The sequence below is a fragment of the Cedecea neteri genome (assembly GCF_000758305.1).
GTDB classification, from domain to species: domain Bacteria; phylum Pseudomonadota; class Gammaproteobacteria; order Enterobacterales; family Enterobacteriaceae; genus Cedecea; species Cedecea neteri_C.
The window spans coordinates 687,029-710,831 of the sequence record NZ_CP009458.1 but is presented as its reverse complement, the minus strand read 5'-3'; the positions used below and the strand labels follow the sequence as shown (position 1 = coordinate 710,831).

24 protein-coding genes, 3 tRNA genes and 4 rRNA genes are annotated in these 23,803 nt (G+C 51.5%); 19 read left to right on the top strand and 12 right to left on the bottom strand.

What is annotated here, in order from left to right; all coding sequences use genetic code 11:
- Positions 1 to 3 precede the first annotated feature (3 nt).
- The 6 genes from rpsD to LH23_RS23265 all read left to right on the top strand — a co-directional run bounded on the left by rpsD (position 4) and on the right by LH23_RS23265 (position 3,314).
- Positions 4 to 624, top strand: coding sequence for a 30S ribosomal protein S4 (rpsD, locus tag LH23_RS03315; protein ID WP_008457194.1), 621 nt, complete (start codon positions 4 to 6; stop codon positions 622 to 624).
- 25 nt (positions 625 to 649) lie between these two features.
- The gene (locus LH23_RS03310; RefSeq protein WP_008457196.1) at positions 650 to 1,639 is read left to right on the top strand and encodes a DNA-directed RNA polymerase subunit alpha; all 990 of its coding nucleotides are present in this window, start codon (positions 650 to 652) and stop codon (positions 1,637 to 1,639) included.
- 40 nt (positions 1,640 to 1,679) lie between these two features.
- Complete coding sequence (gene rplQ, locus LH23_RS03305; protein WP_008457198.1) at positions 1,680 to 2,066, top strand: 50S ribosomal protein L17; 387 nt, start codon at positions 1,680 to 1,682, stop codon at positions 2,064 to 2,066.
- A gap of 110 nt (positions 2,067 to 2,176) precedes the next feature.
- Positions 2,177 to 2,548: a DUF1992 domain-containing protein gene (locus tag LH23_RS03300; RefSeq protein WP_039288281.1), complete on the top strand. Its 372-nt coding sequence runs from the start codon at positions 2,177 to 2,179 to the stop codon at positions 2,546 to 2,548.
- The gene (gene zntR / locus LH23_RS03295; RefSeq protein WP_008457203.1) at positions 2,548 to 2,964 is read left to right on the top strand and encodes a Zn(2+)-responsive transcriptional regulator; all 417 of its coding nucleotides are present in this window, start codon (positions 2,548 to 2,550) and stop codon (positions 2,962 to 2,964) included. The genes LH23_RS03300 and zntR overlap by 1 nt, the downstream gene beginning before the upstream one ends.
- 65 nt (positions 2,965 to 3,029) lie before the next feature.
- Positions 3,030 to 3,314, top strand: coding sequence for an alternative ribosome-rescue factor A (locus LH23_RS23265; protein ID WP_071842690.1), 285 nt, complete (start codon positions 3,030 to 3,032; stop codon positions 3,312 to 3,314).
- On the opposite strand, the gene mscL is transcribed toward LH23_RS23265, so the two are convergent.
- The 5 genes from mscL to def form a co-directional block, all read right to left on the bottom strand.
- Entirely contained in the window at positions 3,250 to 3,663 is a 414-nt protein-coding gene (mscL, locus tag LH23_RS03290; protein WP_008457207.1) for a large-conductance mechanosensitive channel protein MscL, read from the bottom strand. The genes LH23_RS23265 and mscL overlap by 65 nt on opposite strands.
- Before the next feature lie 155 nt (positions 3,664 to 3,818).
- Entirely contained in the window at positions 3,819 to 5,195 is a 1,377-nt protein-coding gene (gene trkA / locus LH23_RS03285; protein WP_008457209.1) for a Trk system potassium transporter TrkA, read from the bottom strand.
- A gap of 49 nt (positions 5,196 to 5,244) precedes the next feature.
- Positions 5,245 to 6,534 (bottom strand): 16S rRNA (cytosine(967)-C(5))-methyltransferase RsmB, encoded by a 1,290-nt coding sequence (gene rsmB, locus LH23_RS03280; protein WP_039288277.1) that lies wholly within the window; start codon positions 6,532 to 6,534, stop codon positions 5,245 to 5,247.
- Between the two features lie 73 nt (positions 6,535 to 6,607).
- Complete coding sequence (fmt, locus tag LH23_RS03275; protein WP_039288274.1) at positions 6,608 to 7,555, bottom strand: methionyl-tRNA formyltransferase; 948 nt, start codon at positions 7,553 to 7,555, stop codon at positions 6,608 to 6,610.
- 14 nt (positions 7,556 to 7,569) lie between these two features.
- Positions 7,570 to 8,079: a peptide deformylase gene (gene def / locus LH23_RS03270; RefSeq protein WP_039288271.1), complete on the bottom strand. Its 510-nt coding sequence runs from the start codon at positions 8,077 to 8,079 to the stop codon at positions 7,570 to 7,572.
- 158 nt (positions 8,080 to 8,237) lie between these two features.
- On the opposite strand from def, the gene dprA reads away from it, so the two are divergent.
- Genes dprA through LH23_RS03240 form a run of 6 tightly spaced genes read left to right on the top strand, consistent with a single transcriptional unit; the run spans position 8,238 to position 11,995 of the window.
- Positions 8,238 to 9,332 carry a DNA-protecting protein DprA gene (gene dprA, locus LH23_RS03265; protein WP_039296340.1) on the top strand — a complete coding sequence of 365 codons (1,095 nt, stop codon included), beginning with the start codon at positions 8,238 to 8,240 and terminating at the stop codon, positions 9,330 to 9,332.
- Positions 9,304 to 9,777 carry a DUF494 family protein Smg gene (smg, locus tag LH23_RS03260; protein WP_008457217.1) on the top strand — a complete coding sequence of 158 codons (474 nt, stop codon included), beginning with the start codon at positions 9,304 to 9,306 and terminating at the stop codon, positions 9,775 to 9,777. The genes dprA and smg overlap by 29 nt, the downstream gene beginning before the upstream one ends.
- Before the next feature lie 23 nt (positions 9,778 to 9,800).
- The gene (locus LH23_RS03255; protein WP_039288267.1) at positions 9,801 to 10,355 is read left to right on the top strand and encodes a type I DNA topoisomerase; all 555 of its coding nucleotides are present in this window, start codon (positions 9,801 to 9,803) and stop codon (positions 10,353 to 10,355) included.
- Positions 10,348 to 10,920, top strand: a complete 573-nt coding sequence (gene tsaC, locus LH23_RS03250; protein WP_039288264.1) for an L-threonylcarbamoyladenylate synthase type 1 TsaC — start codon at positions 10,348 to 10,350, stop codon at positions 10,918 to 10,920. The genes LH23_RS03255 and tsaC overlap by 8 nt, the downstream gene beginning before the upstream one ends.
- Positions 10,921 to 10,922: 2 nt before the next feature.
- A complete protein-coding gene (gene aroE / locus LH23_RS03245; RefSeq protein ID WP_039288261.1) occupies positions 10,923 to 11,741 on the top strand; it encodes a shikimate dehydrogenase in 819 nt (272 codons plus the stop codon).
- Entirely contained in the window at positions 11,738 to 11,995 is a 258-nt protein-coding gene (locus LH23_RS03240) for a DUF1488 domain-containing protein (protein ID WP_039288259.1), read from the top strand. Before aroE ends, LH23_RS03240 begins: the two co-directional genes overlap by 4 nt.
- Here the strand turns inward: LH23_RS03240 and LH23_RS03235 are convergent.
- A complete protein-coding gene (locus tag LH23_RS03235) occupies positions 11,971 to 12,525 on the bottom strand; it encodes a gamma carbonic anhydrase family protein (RefSeq protein WP_008457228.1) in 555 nt (184 codons plus the stop codon). The genes LH23_RS03240 and LH23_RS03235 overlap by 25 nt on opposite strands.
- A gap of 474 nt (positions 12,526 to 12,999) precedes the next feature.
- Here LH23_RS03235 and LH23_RS03230 point away from each other — a divergent pair.
- From LH23_RS03230 to rrf (LH23_RS03200), 7 genes are all read left to right on the top strand, one after another.
- A 16S ribosomal RNA gene (locus LH23_RS03230) occupies positions 13,000 to 14,539 on the top strand.
- Between the two features lie 68 nt (positions 14,540 to 14,607).
- Positions 14,608 to 14,684, top strand: a tRNA-Ile gene (locus tag LH23_RS03225).
- Positions 14,685 to 14,797: 113 nt separating this feature from the next.
- Positions 14,798 to 14,873, top strand: a tRNA-Ala gene (locus LH23_RS03220).
- Positions 14,874 to 15,070: 197 nt separating this feature from the next.
- Positions 15,071 to 17,976: ribosomal RNA gene (locus LH23_RS03215) — 23S ribosomal RNA — on the top strand.
- A gap of 99 nt (positions 17,977 to 18,075) precedes the next feature.
- A 5S ribosomal RNA gene (rrf, locus tag LH23_RS03210) occupies positions 18,076 to 18,191 on the top strand.
- Between the two features lie 14 nt (positions 18,192 to 18,205).
- Positions 18,206 to 18,281, top strand: a tRNA-Thr gene (locus LH23_RS03205).
- A 38-nt stretch (positions 18,282 to 18,319) separates the two neighbouring features.
- A 5S ribosomal RNA gene (gene rrf / locus LH23_RS03200) occupies positions 18,320 to 18,435 on the top strand.
- The 16S, 23S and 5S rRNA genes sit together here with 3 tRNA genes alongside, the layout of an rRNA operon.
- Positions 18,436 to 18,532: 97 nt before the next feature.
- On the opposite strand, the gene LH23_RS03195 is transcribed toward rrf (LH23_RS03200), so the two are convergent.
- The 6 genes from LH23_RS03195 to fis form a co-directional block, all read right to left on the bottom strand.
- Entirely contained in the window at positions 18,533 to 19,291 is a 759-nt protein-coding gene (locus LH23_RS03195; RefSeq protein WP_039288256.1) for an amino acid ABC transporter ATP-binding protein, read from the bottom strand.
- Positions 19,292 to 19,299: 8 nt separating this feature from the next.
- On the bottom strand, positions 19,300 to 20,403 hold the full coding sequence (locus tag LH23_RS03190; RefSeq protein ID WP_039288252.1) for an amino acid ABC transporter permease: 1,104 nt from the start codon (positions 20,401 to 20,403) through the stop codon (positions 19,300 to 19,302).
- Between the two features lie 9 nt (positions 20,404 to 20,412).
- On the bottom strand, positions 20,413 to 21,594 hold the full coding sequence (locus tag LH23_RS03185) for an amino acid ABC transporter permease (RefSeq protein WP_039288249.1): 1,182 nt from the start codon (positions 21,592 to 21,594) through the stop codon (positions 20,413 to 20,415).
- A gap of 71 nt (positions 21,595 to 21,665) precedes the next feature.
- Positions 21,666 to 22,691 (bottom strand): amino acid ABC transporter substrate-binding protein, encoded by a 1,026-nt coding sequence (locus tag LH23_RS03180; RefSeq protein ID WP_039288246.1) that lies wholly within the window; start codon positions 22,689 to 22,691, stop codon positions 21,666 to 21,668.
- A 295-nt stretch (positions 22,692 to 22,986) separates the two neighbouring features.
- Positions 22,987 to 23,208, bottom strand: a complete 222-nt coding sequence (locus tag LH23_RS03175; RefSeq protein WP_039288243.1) for a hypothetical protein — start codon at positions 23,206 to 23,208, stop codon at positions 22,987 to 22,989.
- A 290-nt stretch (positions 23,209 to 23,498) separates the two neighbouring features.
- Entirely contained in the window at positions 23,499 to 23,795 is a 297-nt protein-coding gene (fis, locus tag LH23_RS03170) for a DNA-binding transcriptional regulator Fis (RefSeq protein WP_000462905.1), read from the bottom strand.
- Positions 23,796 to 23,803: the final 8 nt, after the last annotated feature.

Below are 23,803 nucleotides of genomic sequence, written 5' to 3'. Positions count from 1 at the left end.
AAAATGGCAAGATATTTGGGTCCTAAGCTCAAGCTGAGCCGTCGTGAGGGCACCGACTTATTCCTTAAGTCTGGCGTTCGCGCGATCGATACCAAGTGTAAAATTGAACAAGCTCCTGGCCAGCACGGTGCGCGTAAACCGCGTCTGTCTGACTATGGTGTGCAGTTGCGTGAAAAGCAGAAAGTTCGCCGTATCTACGGTGTGCTGGAGCGTCAGTTCCGTAACTATTATAAAGAAGCAGCTCGTCTGAAAGGCAACACCGGTGAAAACCTGTTGGCTCTGCTGGAAGGCCGTCTGGACAACGTTGTTTACCGTATGGGCTTCGGCGCTACTCGTGCAGAAGCACGTCAGCTGGTTAGCCACAAAGCTATCATGGTAAATGGTCGCGTTGTTAACATCGCTTCTTATCAGGTAACTCCGAATGACGTAGTCAGCATCCGTGAGAAAGCCAAAAAGCAATCTCGCGTTAAGGCCGCTCTGGAGCTGGCTGAGCAGCGTGAAAAGCCAACCTGGCTGGAAGTTGATGCTGCCAAGATGGAAGGTGTGTTCAAGCGTAAGCCTGAGCGTACCGATCTGTCTGCGGACATTAACGAACACCTGATCGTCGAGCTTTACTCCAAGTAAAGCTTAGTACCAAAGAGAGGACACAATGCAGGGTTCTGTGACAGAGTTTCTAAAACCACGCCTGGTAGATATCGAGCAAGTGAGTTCGACGCACGCCAAGGTGACCCTTGAGCCGTTAGAGCGTGGCTTTGGCCATACTCTTGGTAACGCACTGCGCCGTATTCTGCTTTCATCGATGCCGGGTTGCGCGGTGACTGAGGTTGAGATTGATGGTGTACTGCACGAGTACAGCACCAAAGAAGGCGTTCAGGAAGATATCCTGGAAATCCTGCTCAACCTGAAAGGGCTGGCGGTAAGAGTTCAAGGTAAAGATGAAGTTATTCTTACCCTGAATAAATCTGGCATTGGCCCTGTGACCGCAGCCGATATCACCCATGATGGTGATGTCGAAATCGTCAAGCCGCAGCATGTGATCTGCCACCTGACCGATGAGAACGCCGCTATTAGCATGCGTATCAAAGTTCAGCGCGGTCGCGGTTATGTGCCGGCTTCTACCCGAATTCATTCGGAAGAAGATGAGCGCCCAATCGGCCGTCTGCTGGTCGACGCCTGCTACAGCCCTGTAGAGCGTATTGCCTACAATGTTGAAGCTGCGCGTGTAGAACAGCGTACCGACCTGGACAAGCTGGTCATCGAAATGGAAACCAACGGCACAATCGATCCTGAAGAGGCGATTCGTCGTGCGGCGACCATTCTGGCAGAACAACTTGAAGCTTTCGTTGACCTACGTGATGTACGTCAGCCGGAAGTTAAAGAAGAGAAACCAGAATTCGATCCGATCTTGCTGCGCCCTGTTGACGATCTGGAATTGACTGTCCGCTCTGCTAACTGCCTCAAGGCAGAAGCTATCCACTATATCGGTGATCTGGTACAGCGTACCGAGGTTGAGCTACTCAAAACGCCTAACCTGGGTAAAAAATCTCTTACTGAGATTAAAGACGTGCTGGCTTCTCGTGGTTTGTCTCTGGGCATGCGCCTGGAAAACTGGCCACCAGCAAGCATTGCTGACGAGTAACCGGATCACAGGTTAAGGTTTTACTGAGAAGGATAAGGTCATGCGCCATCGTAAGAGTGGTCGTCAACTGAACCGCAACAGCAGCCATCGCCAGGCTATGTTCCGCAACATGGCAGGTTCACTGGTTCGTCATGAGATCATCAAGACGACCCTGCCTAAAGCGAAAGAGCTGCGTCGCGTAGTTGAGCCGCTGATTACTCTTGCCAAGACTGACAGCGTTGCTAATCGTCGTCTGGCATTCGCCCGCACTCGTGATAACGAGATCGTGGCAAAACTGTTTAATGAACTGGGTCCGCGTTTCGCGAGCCGTGCAGGTGGTTACACTCGTATTCTGAAGTGTGGCTTCCGTGCTGGTGACAATGCTCCGATGGCTTACATCGAGCTGGTTGATCGCGCCGAGTCTCAAACAGAAGCTGCTGCAGAGTAATCTGTAGTAACGTAGAAAAACCGGGCTTGCCCGGTTTTTTTATATCCAGAATATCCCCTTCTCTCTTTTCCCCGTATTCTTGTATTACTCCTGATAAATTTGAGGTCGCTATGTGGTTGCTTGATCAATGGGCAGAACGACATATTCTTGATGCGCAGAGAAACGGTGAATTCGAGGGGCTGGTCGGCAGCGGTGAACCAATATTGCTCGACGATGATAGCCATGTTCCTCCAGAGCTTCGTGCCGGATACCGTCTGCTAAAAAATGCAGGTTATTTGCCGGCAGAGATGCAGCAGCGGAAGGATGCTATTGAGCTGGTTGATCTGCTGAAAACGGTGCATATTCAGAGTGAGGAGTACCAGGCGATTAGCAAAAAGCTTGCGCTTCTTGACCTCAAGCTCCGACAAGCGGGCATAAACACCGACTTCTTACGCGGTGAGTATGCCGTAAAATTGATGCAGCATATCGATGAGGAAAGGTGATGTTTCGTATAGGTGAACTGGCAAAACTGGCGGATGTGACGCCTGACACTATTCGTTATTACGAAAAGCAGAACATGATGGATCACGAAGTGCGCACTGAAGGCGGTTTTCGCCTGTACAGTGATAGTGACCTTCAGCGTCTTAAATTTATCCGCTACGCTAAGCAACTTGGTTTCACACTAGAGGCCATCCGGGAACTGTTATCGATCCGTATCGATCCTGAGCATCATACTTGCCAGGAATCGAAAGGGATTGTGCAGAGTCGGTTGAGTGAGGTTGAGTCTAAAATCAAAGAATTGCAGAATATGCGGCGCTCGCTGCAGCGTCTTAACGATGCTTGTTGTGGCAGTGCACACAGCAGCGTTTACTGTTCTATTCTTGAAGCGCTGGAGCAGGGAGCAAGCAGTAAAAAATAGCCGCTTGATCTTTTACAGACTGAGGCATAGACTCGCGGCGATCGTTTAACCCATCTGGAGTGACTATGAGCACTAAATACCGCCATCAAAAAGGGCAAATTAAAGATAACGCCATTGAAGCGCTATTACACGACCCACTGTTTCGGCAAAGAATTGAGAAGAATAAGAAAGGGAAAGGCAGTTATCAGAGAAATGAGAAACACGGTAAGAGAGGTAACTGGGAGGCCAGTGGCAAACAAGCAATTCGCTTTTTTACCACTGGCCTTCTGCTTTTAATAACCCGTATTAATTCCGTTGGTTCTGTTCTTTCAGCAGGTCACGGATTTCGCTCAGCAGAACTTCCTCTTTAGACGGTGCCGGAGGTGCAGCTGGTTCTTCCGCTTTCTTACGATTCAGTTTATTGATCACTTTTATGGCCATGAAGATGGCAAACGCGACAATCACGAAGTCAAAAATATTCTGAATAAATACGCCGTAGTGCATAACTACCGCAGGGACATCGCCCTGGGCATCGCGTAATGTTAAAGCAAACTGTTTAAAATCAACGCCACCAATCAGCAAACCCAGTGGCGGCATAATAATATCCGCTACCAGAGAGGAAACAATCTTCCCGAATGCTGCACCAATAATCACACCCACTGCCAAATCAACAACGTTCCCACGCATCGCGAATTCGCGAAACTCTTTTAAAATACTCATTTATCTCTCCTTGTGCCGGCTGACAGTAATAATTCTAACAAAGGTTGTCTTAATTTCCATTGCTATAGGAAATAAGAATCTTTTATTAATTCCATAATTTTAAAATGGTTTTTGTATGAAGAAACAGGGCAGAAAATATTTCTGCCCTGTTGAGTTTAGAGGAAGAATGGGCTTGGCTGGAACAGGCGTTCAACATCGCTGACAAATTTCTTATCCGTTAAGAACATAATAACGTGGTCGCCCTGTTCTATACGAAGGTTGTCGTTGGCAATCATGACGTCATTGCCCCGTACAACCGCACCAATGATCGTGCCAGGCGGCAGTTTAATCTCATCGATGACTCGCCCCACTACACGAGAAGTACTTTCATCTCCATGAGCTACGGCCTCAATAGCTTCTGCAACGCCACGGCGAAGAGATGAAACGCCAACAATATCTGCTTTGCGCACGTGCCCGAGAAGAGCAGAAATGGTTGCCTGCTGAGGTGAAATCGCAATATCAATCACGCTCCCCTGTACTAAATCAACATAGGCATTACGCTGAATAAGCACCATCACTTTTTTAGCCCCCATGCGCTTAGCCAGCATAGCCGACATAATGTTGGCTTCATCATCATTGGTGACTGCAATAAAGAGATCAACCTGATCGATGTGTTCCTCTGCCAACAATTCCTGATCTGAAGCATCGCCATAAAATACGATGGTGTTTTGCAGCATTTCAGCAAGTTCAGAAGCTCGTTGCTGATCGCGCTCGATCAATTTTACGCTGTAATCTTTCTCGAGACGGTGTGCTAAACCTGCGCCTATGTTACCGCCACCTACCAGCATTATGCGCTTGTAGGGTTTTTCAAGGCGCTGAAGCTCGCTCATTACCGCACGGATATTTTGCGAAGCGGCGATAAAGAAGACCTCATCGCCGGCTTCAACAATGGTTGAACCCTGTGGGCGAATAGGGCGGTCGTGACGGAAAATGGCCGCGACACGCGTATCGATGTGCGGCATATGTTCGCGCATGGTGGAAAGTGCATTACCCACCAGTGGGCCGCCATAGTAGGCTTTGACTACTGCCAGGCTGACTTTCCCTTCGGCAAAATTCACGACCTGGAGTGCCCCTGGATACTCAATCAGGCGGTAAATATTGTCGATAACCAGCTGCTCAGGAGCAATCAGGTGATCGATGGGAACGGCTTCCGCATTGAACAGCTTTTCTGCATCGCGAACATAGTCGGGTGCTCGAATGCGGGCGATTCTGTTCGGTGTATTGAACAGCGAATAGGCGACCTGACACGCGATCATGTTCGTTTCGTCAGAACTGGTGACTGCAACCAGCATGTCGGCGTCATCGGCACCAGCTTCACGAAGTACGCGGGGGTGAGAACCGTGGCCCTGAACAACGCGTAGGTCGAACTTATCCTGCAGGCTGCGCAGACGAGCCTGGTTAGTGTCGACGACAGTAATATCGTTGTTTTCACCTACCAGATTTTCCGCCAGAGTGCCGCCGACCTGGCCCGCACCCAGAATGATTATTTTCATCGTTTATCGCTTCACGAGTGATGAAACTTATGACTCACCTTGTAGGGAGTCAGCTCTTAATTAGCTTAGCGTAATAGAAGCCGTCGCCATCGTCCGCCGCAGGGAGATTTTGAATGCCCGGTGTTCTCTCATCACCGGTTTCCACCAGTTTGGCATCGGTATGGCGCGCCAGAAACGCACTAACTTGATCTTTATTCTCGTCGGGGAGAATAGAACAAGTGGCATAGACAAGCGTACCGCCGGTTTTAAGGTGAGGCCAGATAGCATCCAGAATCTCTTTCTGCAGAGCAACAAGCTCAGCGATATCCCTGTCGCGGCGCAGCCATTTGATATCGGGATGACGGCGAATGACGCCGGTTGCCGAGCAGGGTGCATCAAGTAAAATACGGTCAAACTTAGTATCCCCGCACCATTGCGAAGGGAAACGGCCATCTCCCTGCTTTACTTCTGCCTGCATACCCAAGCGCTCAAGATTTTCATGCACGCGTTTCAGGCGCTGAGCATCGACGTCGACGGCCATAACTTTTGCATTTGGTGCAGCTTCCAGAATATGCGTCGTCTTGCCGCCCGGTGCGGCACAGAGATCCAGAATGGTATCACCGTTTTGGGGATCTAAAAGATCGACGCTGCCCTGAGCAGAAGCATCCTGCACGGTCACCCAGCCTTGCTCAAAACCAGGCAATGCCTGAACGGGGGCGGGTGAATCAAGGCGAACAGCATCCTGGTATTTGGAATGTATATGGCCTTCCAGACCAGCCTCAGCCAGCAAAGCCATCCATGCTTCACGCGTATGGTGCTGGCGATTTACGCGCAGCCACATAGGTGGTCGCTGATTATTGGCATCGACAATGGATTCCCAGCGGTCCGGGTATGCTTTTTTCAAACGTTGCAGCAGCCAGGTCGGGTGCAGAAAACGGCTTTCATGCTTAGCAGCTTCTGCCATCAGGCTTTCCTGCTGACGCTGGAACTGACGTAATACGCCATTGATTAAGCCTTTAAAAGCCTGGCGTTTGATGGCGATGGCGCCCTCAACGGTTTCAGCCAGCGCAGCATGCGCAGGAATGCGGGTATACAGAAGCTGATAGATGCCGACCATAATTAAGTAATGGATTGTGCGCTGCTTTCCGGTCATCGGGCGTGACATTAGTTTGCCAACCAGCCAGTCCAGCTGCGGGAGGGTACGCAGCACGCCGAAGCACAGCTCCTGCAGCAGGGCTTTGTCTTTATCGGACACTTTCTGCTGTACCCCAGGCAGTACATTACTTAATGATTGTCCTTGCTCGACAACTTGTTCAATTGTTTGGGCAGCCAGGCTGCGAAGATTCAATGTTTTTTTCATTATCGTGCTCTGGTTTTTCCAGCGCTATAAACAAAAATGCCCAGGTAACCCTGGGCGTATAAATGCGGTTTTATCAGGAGAGGACTGTACCAGGTTCAAACCATTCACGGCGTGAGTTCAGCAGGTCCTGCGCTTTCATGGCTTTTTTACCTGCAGGCTGCAGTTCTTCAAGATTCAGAATGCCCTCGGCGGTCGCAACCTGGATGCCTTGTTTACTGGTGGCCAGAATGGTGCCCGGTGCTGAATTTGTCTGGGTGTTGATCACCGACGCGCGCCACACTTTTAGCGGCTGCCCGTCGATTTCCAGCCAGCTCATTGGCCATGGATTAAAAGCACGGATACAGCGTTCCAGTTGAACGGCAGAAAGGTTCCAGTTGATGCGGGCTTCTTCTTTGCTGAGTTTCTCAGCATAGGTCACCAGCGCTTCGTCCTGAACCTCCGGCATAGCGGTGCCGTTGGCTAGCTGTTCCAGTGTGTCCAGAAGGCCTTTAGGGCCTAGCCCTGCGAGCTTGTCGTAGAGGCTACCGCTGGTGTCTTCGGCCTCAATCGGGCAAGAGAGTTTATACAGCATGTCGCCGGTATCGAGACCGACGTCCATTTGCATGATGGTGACACCCGTGTCTGCATCCCCGGCCCACAACGAACGCTGGATCGGTGCGGCACCACGCCAGCGTGGCAGCAGTGAACCATGAACATTTACGCAACCCAGGCGAGGCATATCAAGCACCGGCTGAGGCAAAATCAGACCATATGCAACCACCACCATAACATCGGCGTTGAGGTCGGCAACCAGCTGCTGATTTTCCGCTTTACGCAGCGTAGCCGGCTGAAAGACAGGAATGCCTTTCTCTTCCGCCAGCACTTTTACCGGGCCTGGCATGAGTTTTTTACCGCGGCCTGCCGGACGATCTGGTTGGGTAAATACACCAACGACTTGGTGCTGAGAAGACAACAGCGCGTCAAGGTGACGCGCTGCGAAGTCTGGGGTTCCGGCAAAAATAATACGCAGAGAATCTGACACGTTGTTTGTTGTCCTTAAGCTTTCGCTTTCAAACGGTCGAGTTTTTCAACTTTCTGGCGAATACGTTGCTGTTTCAGCGGCGACAGATAATCGATAAACAGTTTACCGACCAGATGATCCATTTCGTGCTGGATACAAATCGCCAGCAGACCATCTGCTTCCAGTTCAAAGGCTTTACCGTCACGATCCAGCGCGCGAATTTTCACTTTTTCTGCACGAGGCACCAGCGCACGCTGTTCAGGGATGGACAGACAACCTTCTTCAATACCGGTCTCACCGCTTTTTTCCAGCAGTTCCGGGTTAATCAGCACCAGCTGTTCGTCACGGTTCTCGGATACATCAATCACGATGATACGTTGGTGAATATCTACCTGCGTAGCCGCCAGGCCAATGCCTTCTTCGGCGTACATAGTATCGAACATATCATCAACGATACGCTGAATGTCCGCATTCACTTCTTCAACCGGTTTAGCGACTTTGCGAAGGCGCTCGTCGGGAATATGTAATACTTGCAAAACTGCCATAAATTTCCAGAGCTGTGTTCAGTAGTAGAAAGGATTATTCCCTCTATTCTAGACATTTCCCCGGCTGATTGACAGCATCAGTGACCAATCGCAAGGATTGCTTTGATGGCCTGTGGCAGGGGGATTGAGTGCAGATAACTGAGATTTGGCTACGTCTTATGGCTGTTAAGGGGCTGAGTGGGGATAAGTTCCTAAAAATAGCCCACTTCCTGGAACGATGCCCAGTGGTAGAAAGGGAGAGTCTGCTCGCAGCGGGATTAAATGCCCGAGAATGTGCATTATTTACTGCATTTGATGCGCGCCAGCTTGAAGCTAGTCTTCTCTGGCTCGATAAGCCAAATCACCATCTGCTGACGGCAGAAGACGTTCTCTACCCCGAGCAGCTCAGAGCCATAAATGATTATCCTGCCGCCCTGTTTGTTGCAGGTGAACCTTCACTACTCAGCCAGAACCAGATTGCAGTTGTCGGTAGTCGCAACCTGTCAGATTACGGCGAGCGCTTTTGCCGGCAGTTCTGTGAAGCGCTTGCACAGTCTGGGCTGGTGATAACCAGCGGGTTGGCATTGGGCATTGATGGCGTGGCGCATCGTGCGGCACTGAGAGTCAAGGGTAAAACCATTGCTGTGCTGGGTAATGGATTAGGCAGCGTTCACCCTAAACGTCATTTGATGCTAGCCCGGCAAATTATTGAGCAAGAAGGCGCCGTGGTTTCTGAGTTTCCTCTTTCCTGTACGCCCTGGCCCTCGAACTTTCCTTGGCGCAACCGTGTTATCAGTGGGTTGAGTAGAGCCGTTTTTGTCGTAGAGGCCGGTGAGCGAAGTGGCTCGCTGGTGACTGCCCGCTATGCTGTTGAACAGGGGAGAGAGGTATTTGCTCTGCCCGGTACGGTAGGCAGTCCGGGGAGCGATGGCCCGCACTGGCTTATCCAACAGGGAGCAAATTTGGTGCGAAGCCCACAGGATATCCTCGATTATCTCGCCTCTGAACTCCACTGGCTTCCCGCTTCGCACAATGTGTCAATATATTCGCCAAATCAACAGGACGCCGCATTGCCATTTCCCCATCTGTTGGCTAACGTAGGAGATGAGGTTACACCTGTTGACGTCGTCGCTGAACGTGCCGGCCAACCTGTGCCAGAGACGGTAGCTCAGTTACTCGAACTGGAGTTAGCAGGATGGATCGCAGCTGTACCCGGCGGCTATGTCCGATTGAGGAGGGCATGCCATGTTCGACGTACTAATGTACTTATTTGAAACCTACATCCACAGCGAAGCAGAAATGCGCGTTGATCAGGATAAGCTGACGAGCGATCTCACCGACGCTGGTTTTGATCGTGAGGACATTTTTAACGCATTAGTGTGGCTTGAGAAGCTGGCCGACTATCAGGATGGTTTGACCGAACCGATGCAGCTTGCTGCCGACCCTCTCTCTATGCGTATTTTTACCGCAGAAGAGAGCCAGCGGCTTGATGCAGACTGTCGGGGCTTTTTACTGTTCCTTGAACAGATTCAGGTGTTAAATCTCGAAACCCGAGAAATGGTGATTGAGCGCGTGCTGGCGCTGGACACAGCAGAATTCGAACTGGAAGATCTGAAGTGGGTTGTGCTGATGGTGCTGTTCAACATTCCGGGGTGTGAAAACGCCTACCAGCAAATGGAAGAATTACTCTTCGAGGCAAATGAAGGTATGCTGCACTAAATTGAGTTGCAGCATGAGATGTTATGGCCAAGTCAGCACTGTTCTCGGTGCCAAAAAATGAACCCTGCCCCCAATGCGGGGCAGAGTTAACAATACGTTCCGGTAAACATGGCCCGTTTTTGGGCTGTTCCCATTACCCGGAATGCGATTATGTTCGCCCGCTAAAGAGCCAGGCCGATGGGCATATTGTTAAAGTGCTTGATGGTCAGCAATGCCCGGTTTGTCAGTCAACGCTCGTGCTGCGTCAAGGGCGGTTTGGCATGTTTATCGGCTGCAGCAATTACCCTGAATGCGAACACACGGAAATCATTGATAAACCCGATGAGACGGCAATAGCGTGCCCCCAATGCCAAAAAGGGCAACTGGTTCAGCGTCGTTCTCGCTACGGGAAAACGTTCTGGTCCTGTAATAGCTATCCGGACTGTCAGTTTGTCATTAATTTTAAGCCGGTAGCGGGTATCTGTTCTGAATGTCAGTATCCGCTGCTTATTGAAAAGAAAACGGCTCAGGGCGTGAAACGCTTCTGCGCCAATAAACAATGTGGAAAGCCGGTAACGGCGGAACAAGCCAGTGAATAATAACCTGCCTGAAGGCCAGCTCGTGCAGATCGTAGCGGCCCTGAAAGAAGAACAAGTCATCGCCTACCCAACCGAAGCCGTCTTTGGCGTTGGTTGCGATCCCGATAGTGAACTCGCAGTTACTCGCCTGCTTGAGCTGAAACAGCGTCCGGTAGATAAGGGCCTTATCCTTATCGCCGCCAATTTTGAGCAGTTGAAACCTTATATAGATGCCGCTGCGCTTAATGAAGCACAGCTTTCGGTGGTGTTTGCAAGCTGGCCTGGCCCGGTGACGTTTGTTTTCCCGGCCTTGCCTTCCACCCCAAAATGGCTGACCGGGCGTTTTGATTCTCTGGCGGTGCGTGTGACCAATCATCCGCTAGTGAAAGAGCTATGTCTTGCCTATGGTAAACCTCTGGTGTCTACGAGTGCGAACCTCACAGGCTTGCCTCCGTGCCGCACTTCGCAGGAAGTCCAACAGCAGTTTGGCCAAAGTTTCCCGGTACTGATGGGGGATACCGGCGGGCGACTGAATCCTTCAGAAATCCGTGATGCCTTAACCGGCGAACTCTTCCGTCAGGGGTAATTATGGAAACTTTCACCGTCTTTGGTAACCCTATTCAGCACAGCAAATCCCCTCTTATTCATCGCCTTTTCGCAGAACAATTGGGAATTGAACATCCTTATGGACGCGTACTTGCTCCGTTAGACACTTTTGCTGAAACACTTGAAGCCTTCTTCAATAAAGGAGGAAGGGGGGCCAACGTCACCGTACCTTTTAAAGAACAAGCTTTTACTCGAGCAGACGAGCTAACTGAGCGGGCGGCGCTTGCAGGTGCGGTCAATACGTTCAAGCGCCTGGAAGATGGACGTTTGCTTGGAGACAATACTGATGGTATTGGCTTGTTGAGCGATCTGGAACGTTTGAAGCTGATCAAACCCGGCGATCGTATTCTGCTGGTGGGGGCCGGCGGCGCAGCGCGTGGTGTACTGCTGCCCTTGTTATCATTAGATTGTGCGGTCACGATAACCAACCGTACGTTTGCCAAAGCAGCAGAACTGGCTGATTTATTCAGCCATACGGGAAGTGTTAACGCCGTGGCAATGGATCAGCTCGAAGGGCATGAATTCGATTTACTGATCAACGCCACGTCCAGCGGAATTGGCGGTGAGATCCCTGCGCTGCCGGTTTCTCTCCTTTCTCACCGCGTAAGCTGTTACGACATGTTTTACCAGAAAGGGCTGACGCCATTCTTGAGCTGGGCTACAAGCTACGGCGTAGTGCATTACGCTGATGGTCTTGGCATGCTGGTGGGGCAGGCTGCACACGCTTTTATGCTTTGGCATGGCGTGATGCCAGATGTTGCGCCAGTCATTGAGGCGTTGAAAAGAGAAATGAGGACGTGAACCAGGCCATTCATTTTCCGGATCGTGAAGTCTGGGATGAAGCGCAGCAGGCTATCCGTTTTCCTGCGCTGGTGCAGGGATTCCGGGTTGAGTGTGCGATAAGCTCACGGGCTATTGCCAGCCGCTTCGGCGGCAATGGCGCCGAAGAATGGCTTTCTTTGTTTCGGGAACATCGTTGGGATCTTGAAGAAGAAGCCGAAGACCTGATCGAAAGTGAGCAGGAAGGCGATCAAGGGTGGTACTGGCTATCCTGAGCCAGATACTCATCTTTCCAGCGCACATAATTGTTAGCGGAGTAGGTTAATCCGGCCAGCTCCGCTTCAGTCAGGCGGCGAATCTGTTTCACCGGGCTGCCTAAATAGAGAAAGCCGCTTTCCAGGTGCTTGTTCTGGGGGACCAGGCTACCAGCACCAATCATCACATCATCTTCTACTACTACTCCATCTAATAGGATCGACCCCATTCCGACTAAGACGCGATTGCCGATCGTGCAGCCGTGCAGCATTACCTTATGGCCTACCGTCACATCTTCGCCAACGATCAGCGGGTTCCCTTCGGGTTTGTAAGAGGACTTATGGGTAACATGAAGCACGCTGCCATCCTGAATGTTGGTGCGTGCTCCAATTGTCACGGTGTTTACGTCCCCGCGAATAGCAACTAACGGCCAGATACTGACATCATCCGCCAGTTTTACATCACCAATGACCACGCTGGTGGGATCAACCATGACTCGCTCATCGAGTTGAGGGAAAGTTTTTTGAAAAGCACGCAGTACCGCAGACATAAACACCTCAGGGAAATTCATTATAGAAATAGACTGTGGCCGCTTTCTTGAGCAATGGCAAGGGAGTAAAGGGCGGTAAAGAGGGCAGATCGAACAGGATCTCAGCGAAAAGAGTGAAAACTAAACATTCAGAAAAAAAGATCGAAAAAGTACTTGTGCTAAAAAGTGGGATCCCTATAATGCGCCTCCATCGAGACGGCACAGTGAATCACTTCACAAATTGGCCGGTTCGATAAAGAGAAAAAATCCTGAAAATCAGGGTTGACTCTGAAAGAGGAAAGCGTAATATACGCCACCTCGAGTTAGCAAGCGAAAGCGCCTAACTCACTGCTCTTTAACAATTTATCAGACAATCTGTGTGGGCACTCGCAGGATTGATATCTCAGCATCTCCGGATGCAAACAAATATCAAGTCTTGAAGAGTGACTACTGATTTTATAAACAGTTTTAATTCTTTGAGCATCAAACACTTTTAAATTGAAGAGTTTGATCATGGCTCAGATTGAACGCTGGCGGCAGGCCTAACACATGCAAGTCGAGCGGTAGCACGGGGAGCTTGCTCCTGGGTGACGAGCGGCGGACGGGTGAGTAATGTCTGGGGATCTGCCTGATGGAGGGGGATAACTACTGGAAACGGTAGCTAATACCGCATAACGTCGCAAGACCAAAGAGGGGGACCTTCGGGCCTCTTGCCATCAGATGAACCCAGATGGGATTAGCTAGTAGGTGAGGTAATGGCTCACCTAGGCGACGATCCCTAGCTGGTCTGAGAGGATGACCAGCCACACTGGAACTGAGACACGGTCCAGACTCCTACGGGAGGCAGCAGTGGGGAATATTGCACAATGGGCGCAAGCCTGATGCAGCCATGCCGCGTGTATGAAGAAGGCCTTCGGGTTGTAAAGTACTTTCAGCGAGGAGGAAGGCGTTAAGGTTAATAACCTTAGCGATTGACGTTACTCGCAGAAGAAGCACCGGCTAACTCCGTGCCAGCAGCCGCGGTAATACGGAGGGTGCAAGCGTTAATCGGAATTACTGGGCGTAAAGCGCACGCAGGCGGTTTGTTAAGTCGGATGTGAAATCCCCGGGCTCAACCTGGGAACTGCATTCGAAACTGGCAAGCTTGAGTCTTGTAGAGGGGGGTAGAATTCCAGGTGTAGCGGTGAAATGCGTAGAGATCTGGAGGAATACCGGTGGCGAAGGCGGCCCCCTGGACAAAGACTGACGCTCAGGTGCGAAAGCGTGGGGAGCAAACAGGATTAGATACCCTGGTAGTCCACGCCGTAAACGATGTCGACTTGGAGGTTGTGCCCTTGAGGCGTGGCTTCCGGAGCTAACGCGTTAAGTCGACCGCCTGGGGAGTACGGCCGCAAGGTTAAAACTCAAATGAATTGACGGGGGCCCGCACAAGCGGTGGAGCATGTGGTTTAATTCGATGCAACGCGAAGAACCTTACCTACTCTTGACATCCAGAGAACTTTCCAGAGATGGATTGGTGCCTTCGGGAACTCTGAGACAGGTGCTGCATGGCTGTCGTCAGCTCGTGTTGTGAAATGTTGGGTTAAGTCCCGCAACGAGCGCAACCCTTATCCTTTGTTGCCAGCGGTTCGGCCGGGAACTCAAAGGAGACTGCCAGTGATAAACTGGAGGAAGGTGGGGATGACGTCAAGTCATCATGGCCCTTACGAGTAGGGCTACACACGTGCTACAATGGCGCATACAAAGAGAAGCGACCTCGCGAGAGCAAGCGGACCTCATAAAGTGCGTCGTAGTCCGGATTGGAGTCTGCAACTCGACTCCATGAAGTCGGAATCGCTAGTAATCGTAGATCAGAATGCTACGGTGAATACGTTCCCGGGCCTTGTACACACCGCCCGTCACACCATGGGAGTGGGTTGCAAAAGAAGTAGGTAGCTTAACCTTCGGGAGGGCGCTTACCACTTTGTGATTCATGACTGGGGTGAAGTCGTAACAAGGTAACCGTAGGGGAACCTGCGGTTGGATCACCTCCTTACCTAATAGATACAACCCGCGTAGTGCTCACACAGATTGTCTGATAGAAAACGAGCAGTAAAACCTTATAGGCTTGTAGCTCAGGTGGTTAGAGCGCACCCCTGATAAGGGTGAGGTCGGTGGTTCAAGTCCACTCAGGCCTACCAAATTTTCCCCTGTTCTGCGTTGCACCTCAGACTCGCATACCTCAGTATGCGTCGCTAAGTTGCGCCTTGACCAGATGAAAATTCATGGTAATCAAAGGTTTTACGAAATCGATGGGGCTATAGCTCAGCTGGGAGAGCGCCTGCCTTGCACGCAGGAGGTCAGCGGTTCGATCCCGCTTAGCTCCACCATCATTTCATGCACAAAAATCTACTTCAGAGTGTACCAGTGACGGTGTGCTGCGAAGTATTTGCTCTTTAACAATCCGGAACAAGCTGAAAATTGAAACGACATGTCGTCTCATTCTTCCGTAATAAAGAATGAGGTTAAGACATGTTCGAGTCTCTCAAATTTTCATAATCTGAAGCGAAACATCTTCGGGTTGTGAGGTTAAGCGACTAAGCGTACACGGTGGATGCCCTGGCAGTCAGAGGCGATGAAGGACGTGCTAATCTGCGATAAGCGTCGGTAAGGTGATATGAACCGTTATAGCCGGCGATTTCCGAATGGGGAAACCCAGTGTGTTTCGACACACTATCATTACGTGAATACATAGCGTAATGAAGCGAACCGGGGGAACTGAAACATCTAAGTACCCCGAGGAAAAGAAATCAACCGAGATTCCCCCAGTAGCGGCGAGCGAACGGGGAGCAGCCCAGAACCTGAATCAGTTTGTGTGTTAGTGGAAGCGTCTGGAAAGTCGCAGGGTACAGGGTGATACTCCCGTACACTAAAATGCACAGGCTGTGAGTTCGAAGAGTAGGGCGGGACACGTGGTATCCTGTCTGAATATGGGGGGACCATCCTCCAAGGCTAAATACTCCTGACTGACCGATAGTGAACCAGTACCGTGAGGGAAAGGCGAAAAGAACCCCGGCGAGGGGAGTGAAAAAGAACCTGAAACCGTGTACGTACAAGCAGTGGGAGCCTCTTTATGGGGTGACTGCGTACCTTTTGTATAATGGGTCAGCGACTTATATTCTGTAGCAAGGTTAACCGTATAGGGGAGCCGCAGGGAAACCGAGTCTTAACTGGGCGTTAAGTTGCAGGGTATAGACCCGAAACCCGGTGATCTAGCCATGGGCAGGTTGAAGGTTGGGTAACACTAACTGGAGGACCGAACCGACTAATGTTGAAAAATTAGCGGATGACTTGTGGCTGGGGGTGAAAGGCCAATCAAACCGGGAGATAGCTGGTTCTCCCCGAAAGCTATTTAGGTAGCGCCTCGTGAACTCATCTTCGGGGGTAGAGCACTGTTTCGGCTAGGGGGCCATCCCGGCTTACCAACCCGATGCAAACTACGAATACCGAAGAATGTTATCACGGGAGACACACGGCGGGTGCTAACGTCCGTCGTGAAGAGGGAAACAACCCAGACCGCCAGCTAAGGTCCCAAAGTCATGGTTAAGTGGGAAACGATGTGGGAAGGCACAGACAGCCAGGATGTTGGCTTAGAAGCAGCCATCATTTAAAGAAAGCGTAATAGCTCACTGGTCGAGTCGGCCTGCGCGGAAGATGTAACGGGGCTAAACCATGCACCGAAGCTGCGGCAGCGACACTATGTGTTGTTGGGTAGGGGAGCGTTCTGTAAGCCGTTGAAGGTGAACTGTGAGGTTTGCTGGAGGTATCAGAAGTGCGAATGCTGACATAAGTAACGATAAAGCGGGTGAAAAGCCCGCTCGCCGGAAGACCAAGGGTTCCTGTCCAACGTTAATCGGGGCAGGGTGAGTCGACCCCTAAGGCGAGGCCGAAAGGCGTAGTCGATGGGAAACAGGTTAATATTCCTGTACTCGGTGTTACTGCGAAGGGGGGACGGAGAAGGCTATGTTAGCCGGGCGACGGTTGTCCCGGTTTAAGCATGTAGGCGGAGAGTTTAGGTAAATCCGGACTCTTATTAACGCTGAGGTGTGATGACGAGGCACTACGGTGCTGAAGTAACAAATGCCCTGCTTCCAGGAAAAGCCTCTAAGCATCAGGTAACATTGAATCGTACCCCAAACCGACACAGGTGGTCAGGTAGAGAATACCAAGGCGCTTGAGAGAACTCGGGTGAAGGAACTAGGCAAAATGGTGCCGTAACTTCGGGAGAAGGCACGCTGTCGTTAGGTGAAACCCCTCGCGGGTGGAGCTGAAGGCAGTCGAAGATACCAGCTGGCTGCAACTGTTTATTAAAAACACAGCACTGTGCAAACACGAAAGTGGACGTATACGGTGTGACGCCTGCCCGGTGCCGGAAGGTTAATTGATGGGGTTATCCGCAAGGAGAAGCTCTTGATCGAAGCCCCGGTAAACGGCGGCCGTAACTATAACGGTCCTAAGGTAGCGAAATTCCTTGTCGGGTAAGTTCCGACCTGCACGAATGGCGTAATGATGGCCAGGCTGTCTCCACCCGAGACTCAGTGAAATTGAAATCGCTGTGAAGATGCAGTGTACCCGCGGCAAGACGGAAAGACCCCGTGAACCTTTACTATAGCTTGACACTGAACATTGAGCCTTGATGTGTAGGATAGGTGGGAGGCTTTGAAGCGTGGACGCCAGTCTGCGTGGAGCCAACCTTGAAATACCACCCTTTAATGTTTGATGTTCTAACGTAGACCCGTGATCCGGGTTGCGGACAGTGTCTGGTGGGTAGTTTGACTGGGGCGGTCTCCTCCTAAAGCGTAACGGAGGAGCACGAAGGTTAGCTAATCACGGTCGGACATCGTGAGGTTAGTGCAAAGGCATAAGCTAGCTTGACTGCGAGAGTGACGGCTCGAGCAGGTGCGAAAGCAGGTCTTAGTGATCCGGTGGTTCTGAATGGAAGGGCCATCGCTCAACGGATAAAAGGTACTCCGGGGATAACAGGCTGATACCGCCCAAGAGTTCATATCGACGGCGGTGTTTGGCACCTCGATGTCGGCTCATCACATCCTGGGGCTGAAGTAGGTCCCAAGGGTATGGCTGTTCGCCATTTAAAGTGGTACGCGAGCTGGGTTTAGAACGTCGTGAGACAGTTCGGTCCCTATCTGCCGTGGGCGCTGGAGAATTGAGGGGGGCTGCTCCTAGTACGAGAGGACCGGAGTGGACGCATCACTGGTGTTCGGGTTGTCATGCCAATGGCATTGCCCGGTAGCTAAATGCGGAAGAGATAAGCGCTGAAAGCATCTAAGCGCGAAACTTGCCCCGAGATGAGTTCTCCCTGACTCCTTGAGAGTCCTGAAGGAACGTTGAAGACTACGACGTTGATAGGCTGGGTGTGTAAGCGTAGCGATACGTTGAGCTAACCAGTACTAATGATCCGTGAGGCTTAACCTTACAACACCGAAGGTGTTTTAGAGAGAAGTAAATTTTCAGCTTAGTTCAGGATTTAGTTGATGGTTATATAAAAATATAACGGTCAATAAACAGAATTTGCCTGGCGGCCGTAGCGCGGTGGTCCCACCTGACCCCATGCCGAACTCAGAAGTGAAACGCCGTAGCGCCGATGGTAGTGTGGGGTCTCCCCATGCGAGAGTAGGGAACTGCCAGGCATCAAATTAAGCGTGCTGATATGGCTCAGTTGGTAGAGCGCACCCTTGGTAAGGGTGAGGTCCCCAGTTCGACTCTGGGTATCAGCACCACTTTTTAGGTTAAAGTTCGGCACGTAGAAAAGAATTTGCCTGACGGCTGTAGCGCGGTGGTCCCACCTGACCCCATGCCGAACTCAGAAGTGAAACGCCGTAGCGCCGATGGTAGTGTGGGGTCTCCCCATGCGAGAGTAGGGAACTGTCAGGCATCAAATTAGCAATAACCCCGACCGAAAGGCCGGGGTTTTTTGCTTTCTGAGATGTGCAAAACAGCATGAAAAGGCCGCTGGAGCGGCCTTTGTCGTTTAATGGATAACCTGAGACAAGAAAGCTCGCGTTCTTTCCGATTTCGGATGGGCAAAAAACTCCTCAGGCGGTGCCTGTTCTACGATCTCTCCGCGATCCATAAAGATAACCCTGTCGGCAACAGTACGCGCAAACCCCATTTCGTGAGTCACGCACAGCATTGTCATCCCGGATTCAGCCAGGCCAATCATGGTATCCAGCACTTCCTTCACCATTTCTGGGTCAAGCGCAGACGTTGGTTCATCGAAGAGCATGATTTTAGGCTTCATGCATAGCGAGCGGGCAATGGCCACACGCTGCTGCTGGCCACCGGATATTTGCCCCGGAAATTTATGCGCATGTTCAGCGATTCGCACTCGTTCGAGATAATGCATCGCCAGTGTTTCGGCTTCTTTCTTGGGCATCTTACGCACCCAAATCGGAGCCAGGGTGCAGTTCTGCAGGACCGTTAAATGTGGGAACAGGTTAAAGTGCTGGAAGACCATGCCGACTTCGGTACGTACTTTTTCTATATTGCGGAGATCGTCATTCAACTCTGTGCCGTCAACGACAATACGCCCCTGCTGATGCTCTTCAAGATGGTTAATACAGCGAATAGTTGTTGATTTCCCGGAGCCTGATGGCCCACACAGTACGATACGCTCGCCTTGCTTCACATTAAGATTAATATCTTTTAAAACATGGAATTGTCCGTACCATTTGTTCACATTTTCCAACGTGATCATCGTATCGGCAGCCTGCAATGTCATTTTACTCATGATAATCCTTAGTGCGGCGTACGGCCGGTGTGGAAGCGCTTTTCCAGGTGCTGGCTGTAGCGCGACATACTGAAACAGAAAATCCAATAGACGATAGCGGCAAAGACATAGCCTTCTGTCGACATCCCCAGCCAGGCCGGATCGACAGTGGCTTGCTGAACGCTACTGAACAGATCGAACAGGCCGATGATGATCACCAGACTGGTATCTTTAAACAGCGCAATAATCGTGTTCACCAGGCCTGGGATCACCAACTTCAGGGCCTGAGGTAAAATCACCAACCCTTGCGTTTTCCAGTAGCCAAGCGCCAATGACTCTGCGGCCTCATATTGCCCTTTGGGCAGAGCCTGCAGCCCGCCACGAACCACCTCAGCCACATAGGCTGACTGGAACAAAATCACCCCAACTAATGCCCGAATCAGTTTATCGATGGTGGTGCCCTCCGGCAGAAACAGCGGCAGCATCACGGAAGACATGAACAGCACCGTGATAAGCGGTACGCCACGCCAAAATTCGATAAACATTATCGAGAGGATTCGCACTACCGGCATGCGTGAGCGCCTGCCCAGTGCCAACACAATACCCAGCGGTAGGGCGCCTGCGATGCCGACAGAAGCAATGATCAGCGTGAGCGTTAATCCGCCCCAGAGACGAGTCTCCACACGTTCCAGTCCCAGGAAACCACCGTACATCAACACCCAAACAAGAATCGGATAGGTCACGGCCCAGACGGCGATATAGCGACCACGGTGAGGAAGCGACTTCCAGAACATTGCGGCTACGGAAAGTAGCCCAATGATCAGTGCAAGGTTGATTCGCCAGCGCAATTCGTGAGGGTAAAGTCCATACATAAACTGCCCGAAGCGGTCGTGGATAAAGACCCAACATGCCCCTCCCCGAGTACAGTCGGCTCTTGTCTCACCTACCCAGTTCGCCTGAAAAACAGCCCAGTCGAGAAGCGGAGGGATAAGTGTCCATATCAGCCCAAGACAAAACAGTGTGAGCAGGGTATTCAGCCAGCTGGAGAAGAGATTTTTACGCATCCAGCGCCAGATTCGCTCCGGGTGGCTACCTGCCGGGCGGGCGCTGTGCGCCGTTAAAACTTTAGTCATCGACATTCCTTAACGCTCGACCAGGGCAATGCGGCGGTTATAGACGTTCATCAGCAGCGAAATAACCAGGCTGATAAGCAAATAAACGGACATCGTGATAGCGATGGTTTCTATTGCCTGGCCCGTCTGATTCAGCACGCTGCCGGCAAACAAAGACACCATATCCGGATAACCTATGGCCGCTGCCAGGGAAGAGTTTTTGACGATGTTCAGGTACTGGCTGGTCAAAGGCGGAATGATGACTCTCAGCGCCTGGGGCACAATCACCTGGCGCAGCGTGACCTGCTTAGGCAGACCCAGGGACAAAGCCGCCTCGTGCTGGCCAAAGGGGACGGACTGAATACCTGAACGAATGATTTCCGCGATGAACACCGAGGTGTAAACAGACAACGCCAGCGTTAAAGCCGCCAGCTCAGGAATAAGTACAATCCCGCCGCTGAAGTTGAAACCGTGCAGAGCCGGGATATCCCAATGAAGGGCTGCCCCGAAGATCAAATGCGCCAGCAGCGGGAGTGCAACGATCAAGACGATCGTCGCGGGCCAGGTACGACGAATCTGCCCGGTTCTCATTTGGTGCATTTTGTTATAGCGATACAGGCCCGCAGAGACGACCAGCGCACACAGAATGGCAACCGCAAATGCCAGCAGGCCTTCCCCCATAATCGGAGCCGGAAGAGACAGGCCACGATTACTCAAATACATCAGGCCGAAGGCATCCAAAGCCTGGCGTGGGCCCGGCAGATTACGGAGGACGGCAAAGTACCAGAAGAAAATTTGCAGCAGTGGGGGGATGTTGCGAAACGTCTCTATATAAAAGGTAGAGAGTTTACGCACCAGCCAGTTATCAGAGAGTCGTGCCAGGCCGACAAAGAAGCCGATAAACGTAGCGAATACAATGCACAAGACAGACACCAGCAGGGTATTTAGCAGCCCAACAACAAAGACTTTGCCGTAGGTATCTCCCTGATCGTAATCAATCAGATGCTGGACGATGCCAAACCCGGCGGCGCGATCGAGAAAGGCAAAACCGGAGGTAATACCGCGGCTGTCCAGGTTGGTAATGGTGTTGTGAATCAAATAAACCGCCACACCAATAACAAAGGCGATGGCGACGATTTGATACAGCCAGGCGCGAACCGAGGGATTAGAAAAAGATAAGTCGGCCTTCACGGCTGGGCGGTGATGACGCATAAGCAAACCTCAGTAACAGGAACATAAATCTGGGGCACCGCAATGGGCAGTGCCCTGTTCTGGTCTTTCGCTTAGCGAACTGGTGGGGCGTACTGGATCCCGCCGTTGTTCCACAGGTTATTCTGGCCGCGTTTGATTTTCAGCGGGCTTTGGGCGCCGACGTTGCTCTCGAAAATCTCAGCGTAGTTGCCGACCTGCTTAACGATGTTGTAGGCCCACTTGTTATCCAGCTTCAAGTCTTTGCCGAAATCACCTTCTTTCCCTAACAGGTGCGCCATATCCGGCGTGGTTGGGTTGGCAGCCATCTGGTCGACGTTTTTAGAGTTAATGCCCATCTCTTCAGCATTCAGCATGGCGAACAGCGTCCAGCGCACTATGGAGAACCAGTCATCGTCCCCACGGCGTACAACAGGCCCCAGGGGTTCTTTAGAGATGACTTCTGGCAGCACGAGCCACTCGGCCGGGTTGCTAAGCTTGATGCGCAGGGCGTAGAGCTGAGACTGATCTGAGGCCAGGGTATCGCAGCGTCCAGACTCCAGCGCTTTGGCTGATTCATCTGAGCGGTCAAAGGTGACCGGCGTGTACTTCATCTTGTTGGCTTTGAAGTAGTCGGCGACGTTCAGCTCGGTGTCGGTCCCTGCCTGAATACAAACTGTGGCACCGTCGAGCTCTTTAGCGCTTTTCAGGCCCGCTTTATTGTGGGTAAGGAAGCCGATGCCGTCGTAATAAGTCACGCCGGTGAACACCATCCCCATGCCCGCATCGCGGGAGGAAGTCCAGGTGGTGTTACGGGAAAGGATATCTACCTCGCCGGACTGCAGCGCCGTGAAGCGCTCTTTTGCGGTCAGCGGAGTGTATTTGACTTTGGAAGCATCGCCGAAGACAGCCGCTGCAACACCACGGCAAACATCCACGTCGATACCGGTAAACTTGCCGCTGCCGTCAGCGTAAGAAAAGCCCGGCAGACCATCGCTGATCCCACATTGCACGAAGCCCTTCTTTTTGACGGCGTCCAGTGTAGTGCCTGCGTGAGCCTGATTAACCATCGCAAACAGCGTGCCGGTAGCAACCAGAGTGGCGATCATCATCTTCTTCATAAATGCATCCTGAGTGGCAAAATTATCGTTATTGGCGAAGTGGCCCAGGGAGGAGCCAGATCCGTATTCGTGGCAAATGCCCGAGTCATAGTCTTTAAAGCAAAGGGGATGCCAGGTTTTTGCGGGGGCGTCTTATGAAGAAGAAGGCAGACAGCAGTGAAGATATGGGCAAAAAAAATGCGCCGAAATAGTGCAGGCCTGCAACAAACGGCGCATTTCAGAGCAAAATGATTCAGGTGTTGCAGGAGGAAGAAACAAAAAAGCGCGAGAGCCTCGCGCTTTAGTAGAGGGGGACTTATTTGGTGAGTGCCACGATACCCAGGGCTACGCCTGCCACGGCAGCTGTACCGGCGGCAATCGCGCCAGCGGTCTCCCAGTTATCCTGGGTGGTGCCTTTCATACAGGTATTGGTGTGCACCAGGCGCCCCTGGTCGTCGTAGACCGGTACGCAAGGAGAATCGGTCGCGCAGCCAGCCAGAAAAGTAGTGAGCAATGCGACGGCGATGAATTTAGTCATTTTGAACCTCGGTTTTACCAAACGCCGGAACAGGGATTGCTCTCGTAGGTGCCCATAAAGGTACGAAGCTTTCACGGATGCTGCACCGGTGTGAATGTGGCTATTTTACCACTGCGACTCAGACCACAGGATCGGGGAATAATTGCAAAGCGTGTGAAGTGTAAACAAAGTGAAGGAAAGGGCGATGCAGCGATGAATGATGAGGAAAAACGTCAGATTCGGGGGCAGAAAAGAGAAAAGGCGCTTTCCCATGCCGAGTCGCGCCTTTTCACAACACTAACTGATTAGTATCAGTTCATGCCGTATTTTTTCAGTTTCTTACGCAGCGTACCGCGGTTGATGCCCATCATCAGGGCAGCGCGGGTTTGGTTGCCACGGGTGTATTGCATCACCATGTCCAACAATGGCTGCTCTACTTCAGCCAGTACCAGCTCATACAGGTCATTCACATCCTGACCGTTCAGTTGAGCAAAATAGTTCTTCAGTGCCTGTTTCACGGAATCACGCAGGGGTTTTTGGGTTACCTGATCCTGAGAGTTAACGGTAGAAACGGTCAGTACGTCAGAATTTACGCGTTGTTCGAACATAGTTCTGT

What these genes read in the sequence shown, in the direction of transcription:
- dprA (WP_039296340.1), top strand. Translation starts at nt 8,238, where the DNA reads ATGGCTGTTAAGGGGCTGAGTGGGGATAAGTTCCTAAAAATAGCCCAC.
- LH23_RS03310 (WP_008457196.1), top strand. Translation starts at nt 650, where the DNA reads ATGCAGGGTTCTGTGACAGAGTTTCTAAAACCACGCCTGGTAGATATC.
- fis (WP_000462905.1), bottom strand. Translation starts at nt 23,795, where the DNA reads ATGTTCGAACAACGCGTAAATTCTGACGTACTGACCGTTTCTACCGTT.
- LH23_RS03175 (WP_039288243.1), bottom strand. Translation starts at nt 23,208, where the DNA reads ATGACTAAATTCATCGCCGTCGCATTGCTCACTACTTTTCTGGCTGGC.
- zntR (WP_008457203.1), top strand. Translation starts at nt 2,548, where the DNA reads ATGTTTCGTATAGGTGAACTGGCAAAACTGGCGGATGTGACGCCTGAC.
- aroE (WP_039288261.1), top strand. Translation starts at nt 10,923, where the DNA reads ATGGAAACTTTCACCGTCTTTGGTAACCCTATTCAGCACAGCAAATCC.
- mscL (WP_008457207.1), bottom strand. Translation starts at nt 3,663, where the DNA reads ATGAGTATTTTAAAAGAGTTTCGCGAATTCGCGATGCGTGGGAACGTT.
- LH23_RS03180 (WP_039288246.1), bottom strand. Translation starts at nt 22,691, where the DNA reads ATGAAGAAGATGATGATCGCCACTCTGGTTGCTACCGGCACGCTGTTT.
- rsmB (WP_039288277.1), bottom strand. Translation starts at nt 6,534, where the DNA reads ATGAAAAAAACATTGAATCTTCGCAGCCTGGCTGCCCAAACAATTGAA.
- LH23_RS03255 (WP_039288267.1), top strand. Translation starts at nt 9,801, where the DNA reads ATGGCCAAGTCAGCACTGTTCTCGGTGCCAAAAAATGAACCCTGCCCC.
- trkA (WP_008457209.1), bottom strand. Translation starts at nt 5,195, where the DNA reads ATGAAAATAATCATTCTGGGTGCGGGCCAGGTCGGCGGCACTCTGGCG.
- rpsD (WP_008457194.1), top strand. Translation starts at nt 4, where the DNA reads ATGGCAAGATATTTGGGTCCTAAGCTCAAGCTGAGCCGTCGTGAGGGC.
- def (WP_039288271.1), bottom strand. Translation starts at nt 8,079, where the DNA reads ATGGCAGTTTTGCAAGTATTACATATTCCCGACGAGCGCCTTCGCAAA.
- rplQ (WP_008457198.1), top strand. Translation starts at nt 1,680, where the DNA reads ATGCGCCATCGTAAGAGTGGTCGTCAACTGAACCGCAACAGCAGCCAT.
- LH23_RS03300 (WP_039288281.1), top strand. Translation starts at nt 2,177, where the DNA reads ATGTGGTTGCTTGATCAATGGGCAGAACGACATATTCTTGATGCGCAG.
- LH23_RS03190 (WP_039288252.1), bottom strand. Translation starts at nt 20,403, where the DNA reads ATGACTAAAGTTTTAACGGCGCACAGCGCCCGCCCGGCAGGTAGCCAC.
- LH23_RS03235 (WP_008457228.1), bottom strand. Translation starts at nt 12,525, where the DNA reads ATGTCTGCGGTACTGCGTGCTTTTCAAAAAACTTTCCCTCAACTCGAT.
- LH23_RS23265 (WP_071842690.1), top strand. Translation starts at nt 3,030, where the DNA reads ATGAGCACTAAATACCGCCATCAAAAAGGGCAAATTAAAGATAACGCC.
- LH23_RS03195 (WP_039288256.1), bottom strand. Translation starts at nt 19,291, where the DNA reads ATGAGTAAAATGACATTGCAGGCTGCCGATACGATGATCACGTTGGAA.
- smg (WP_008457217.1), top strand. Translation starts at nt 9,304, where the DNA reads ATGTTCGACGTACTAATGTACTTATTTGAAACCTACATCCACAGCGAA.
- LH23_RS03185 (WP_039288249.1), bottom strand. Translation starts at nt 21,594, where the DNA reads ATGCGTCATCACCGCCCAGCCGTGAAGGCCGACTTATCTTTTTCTAAT.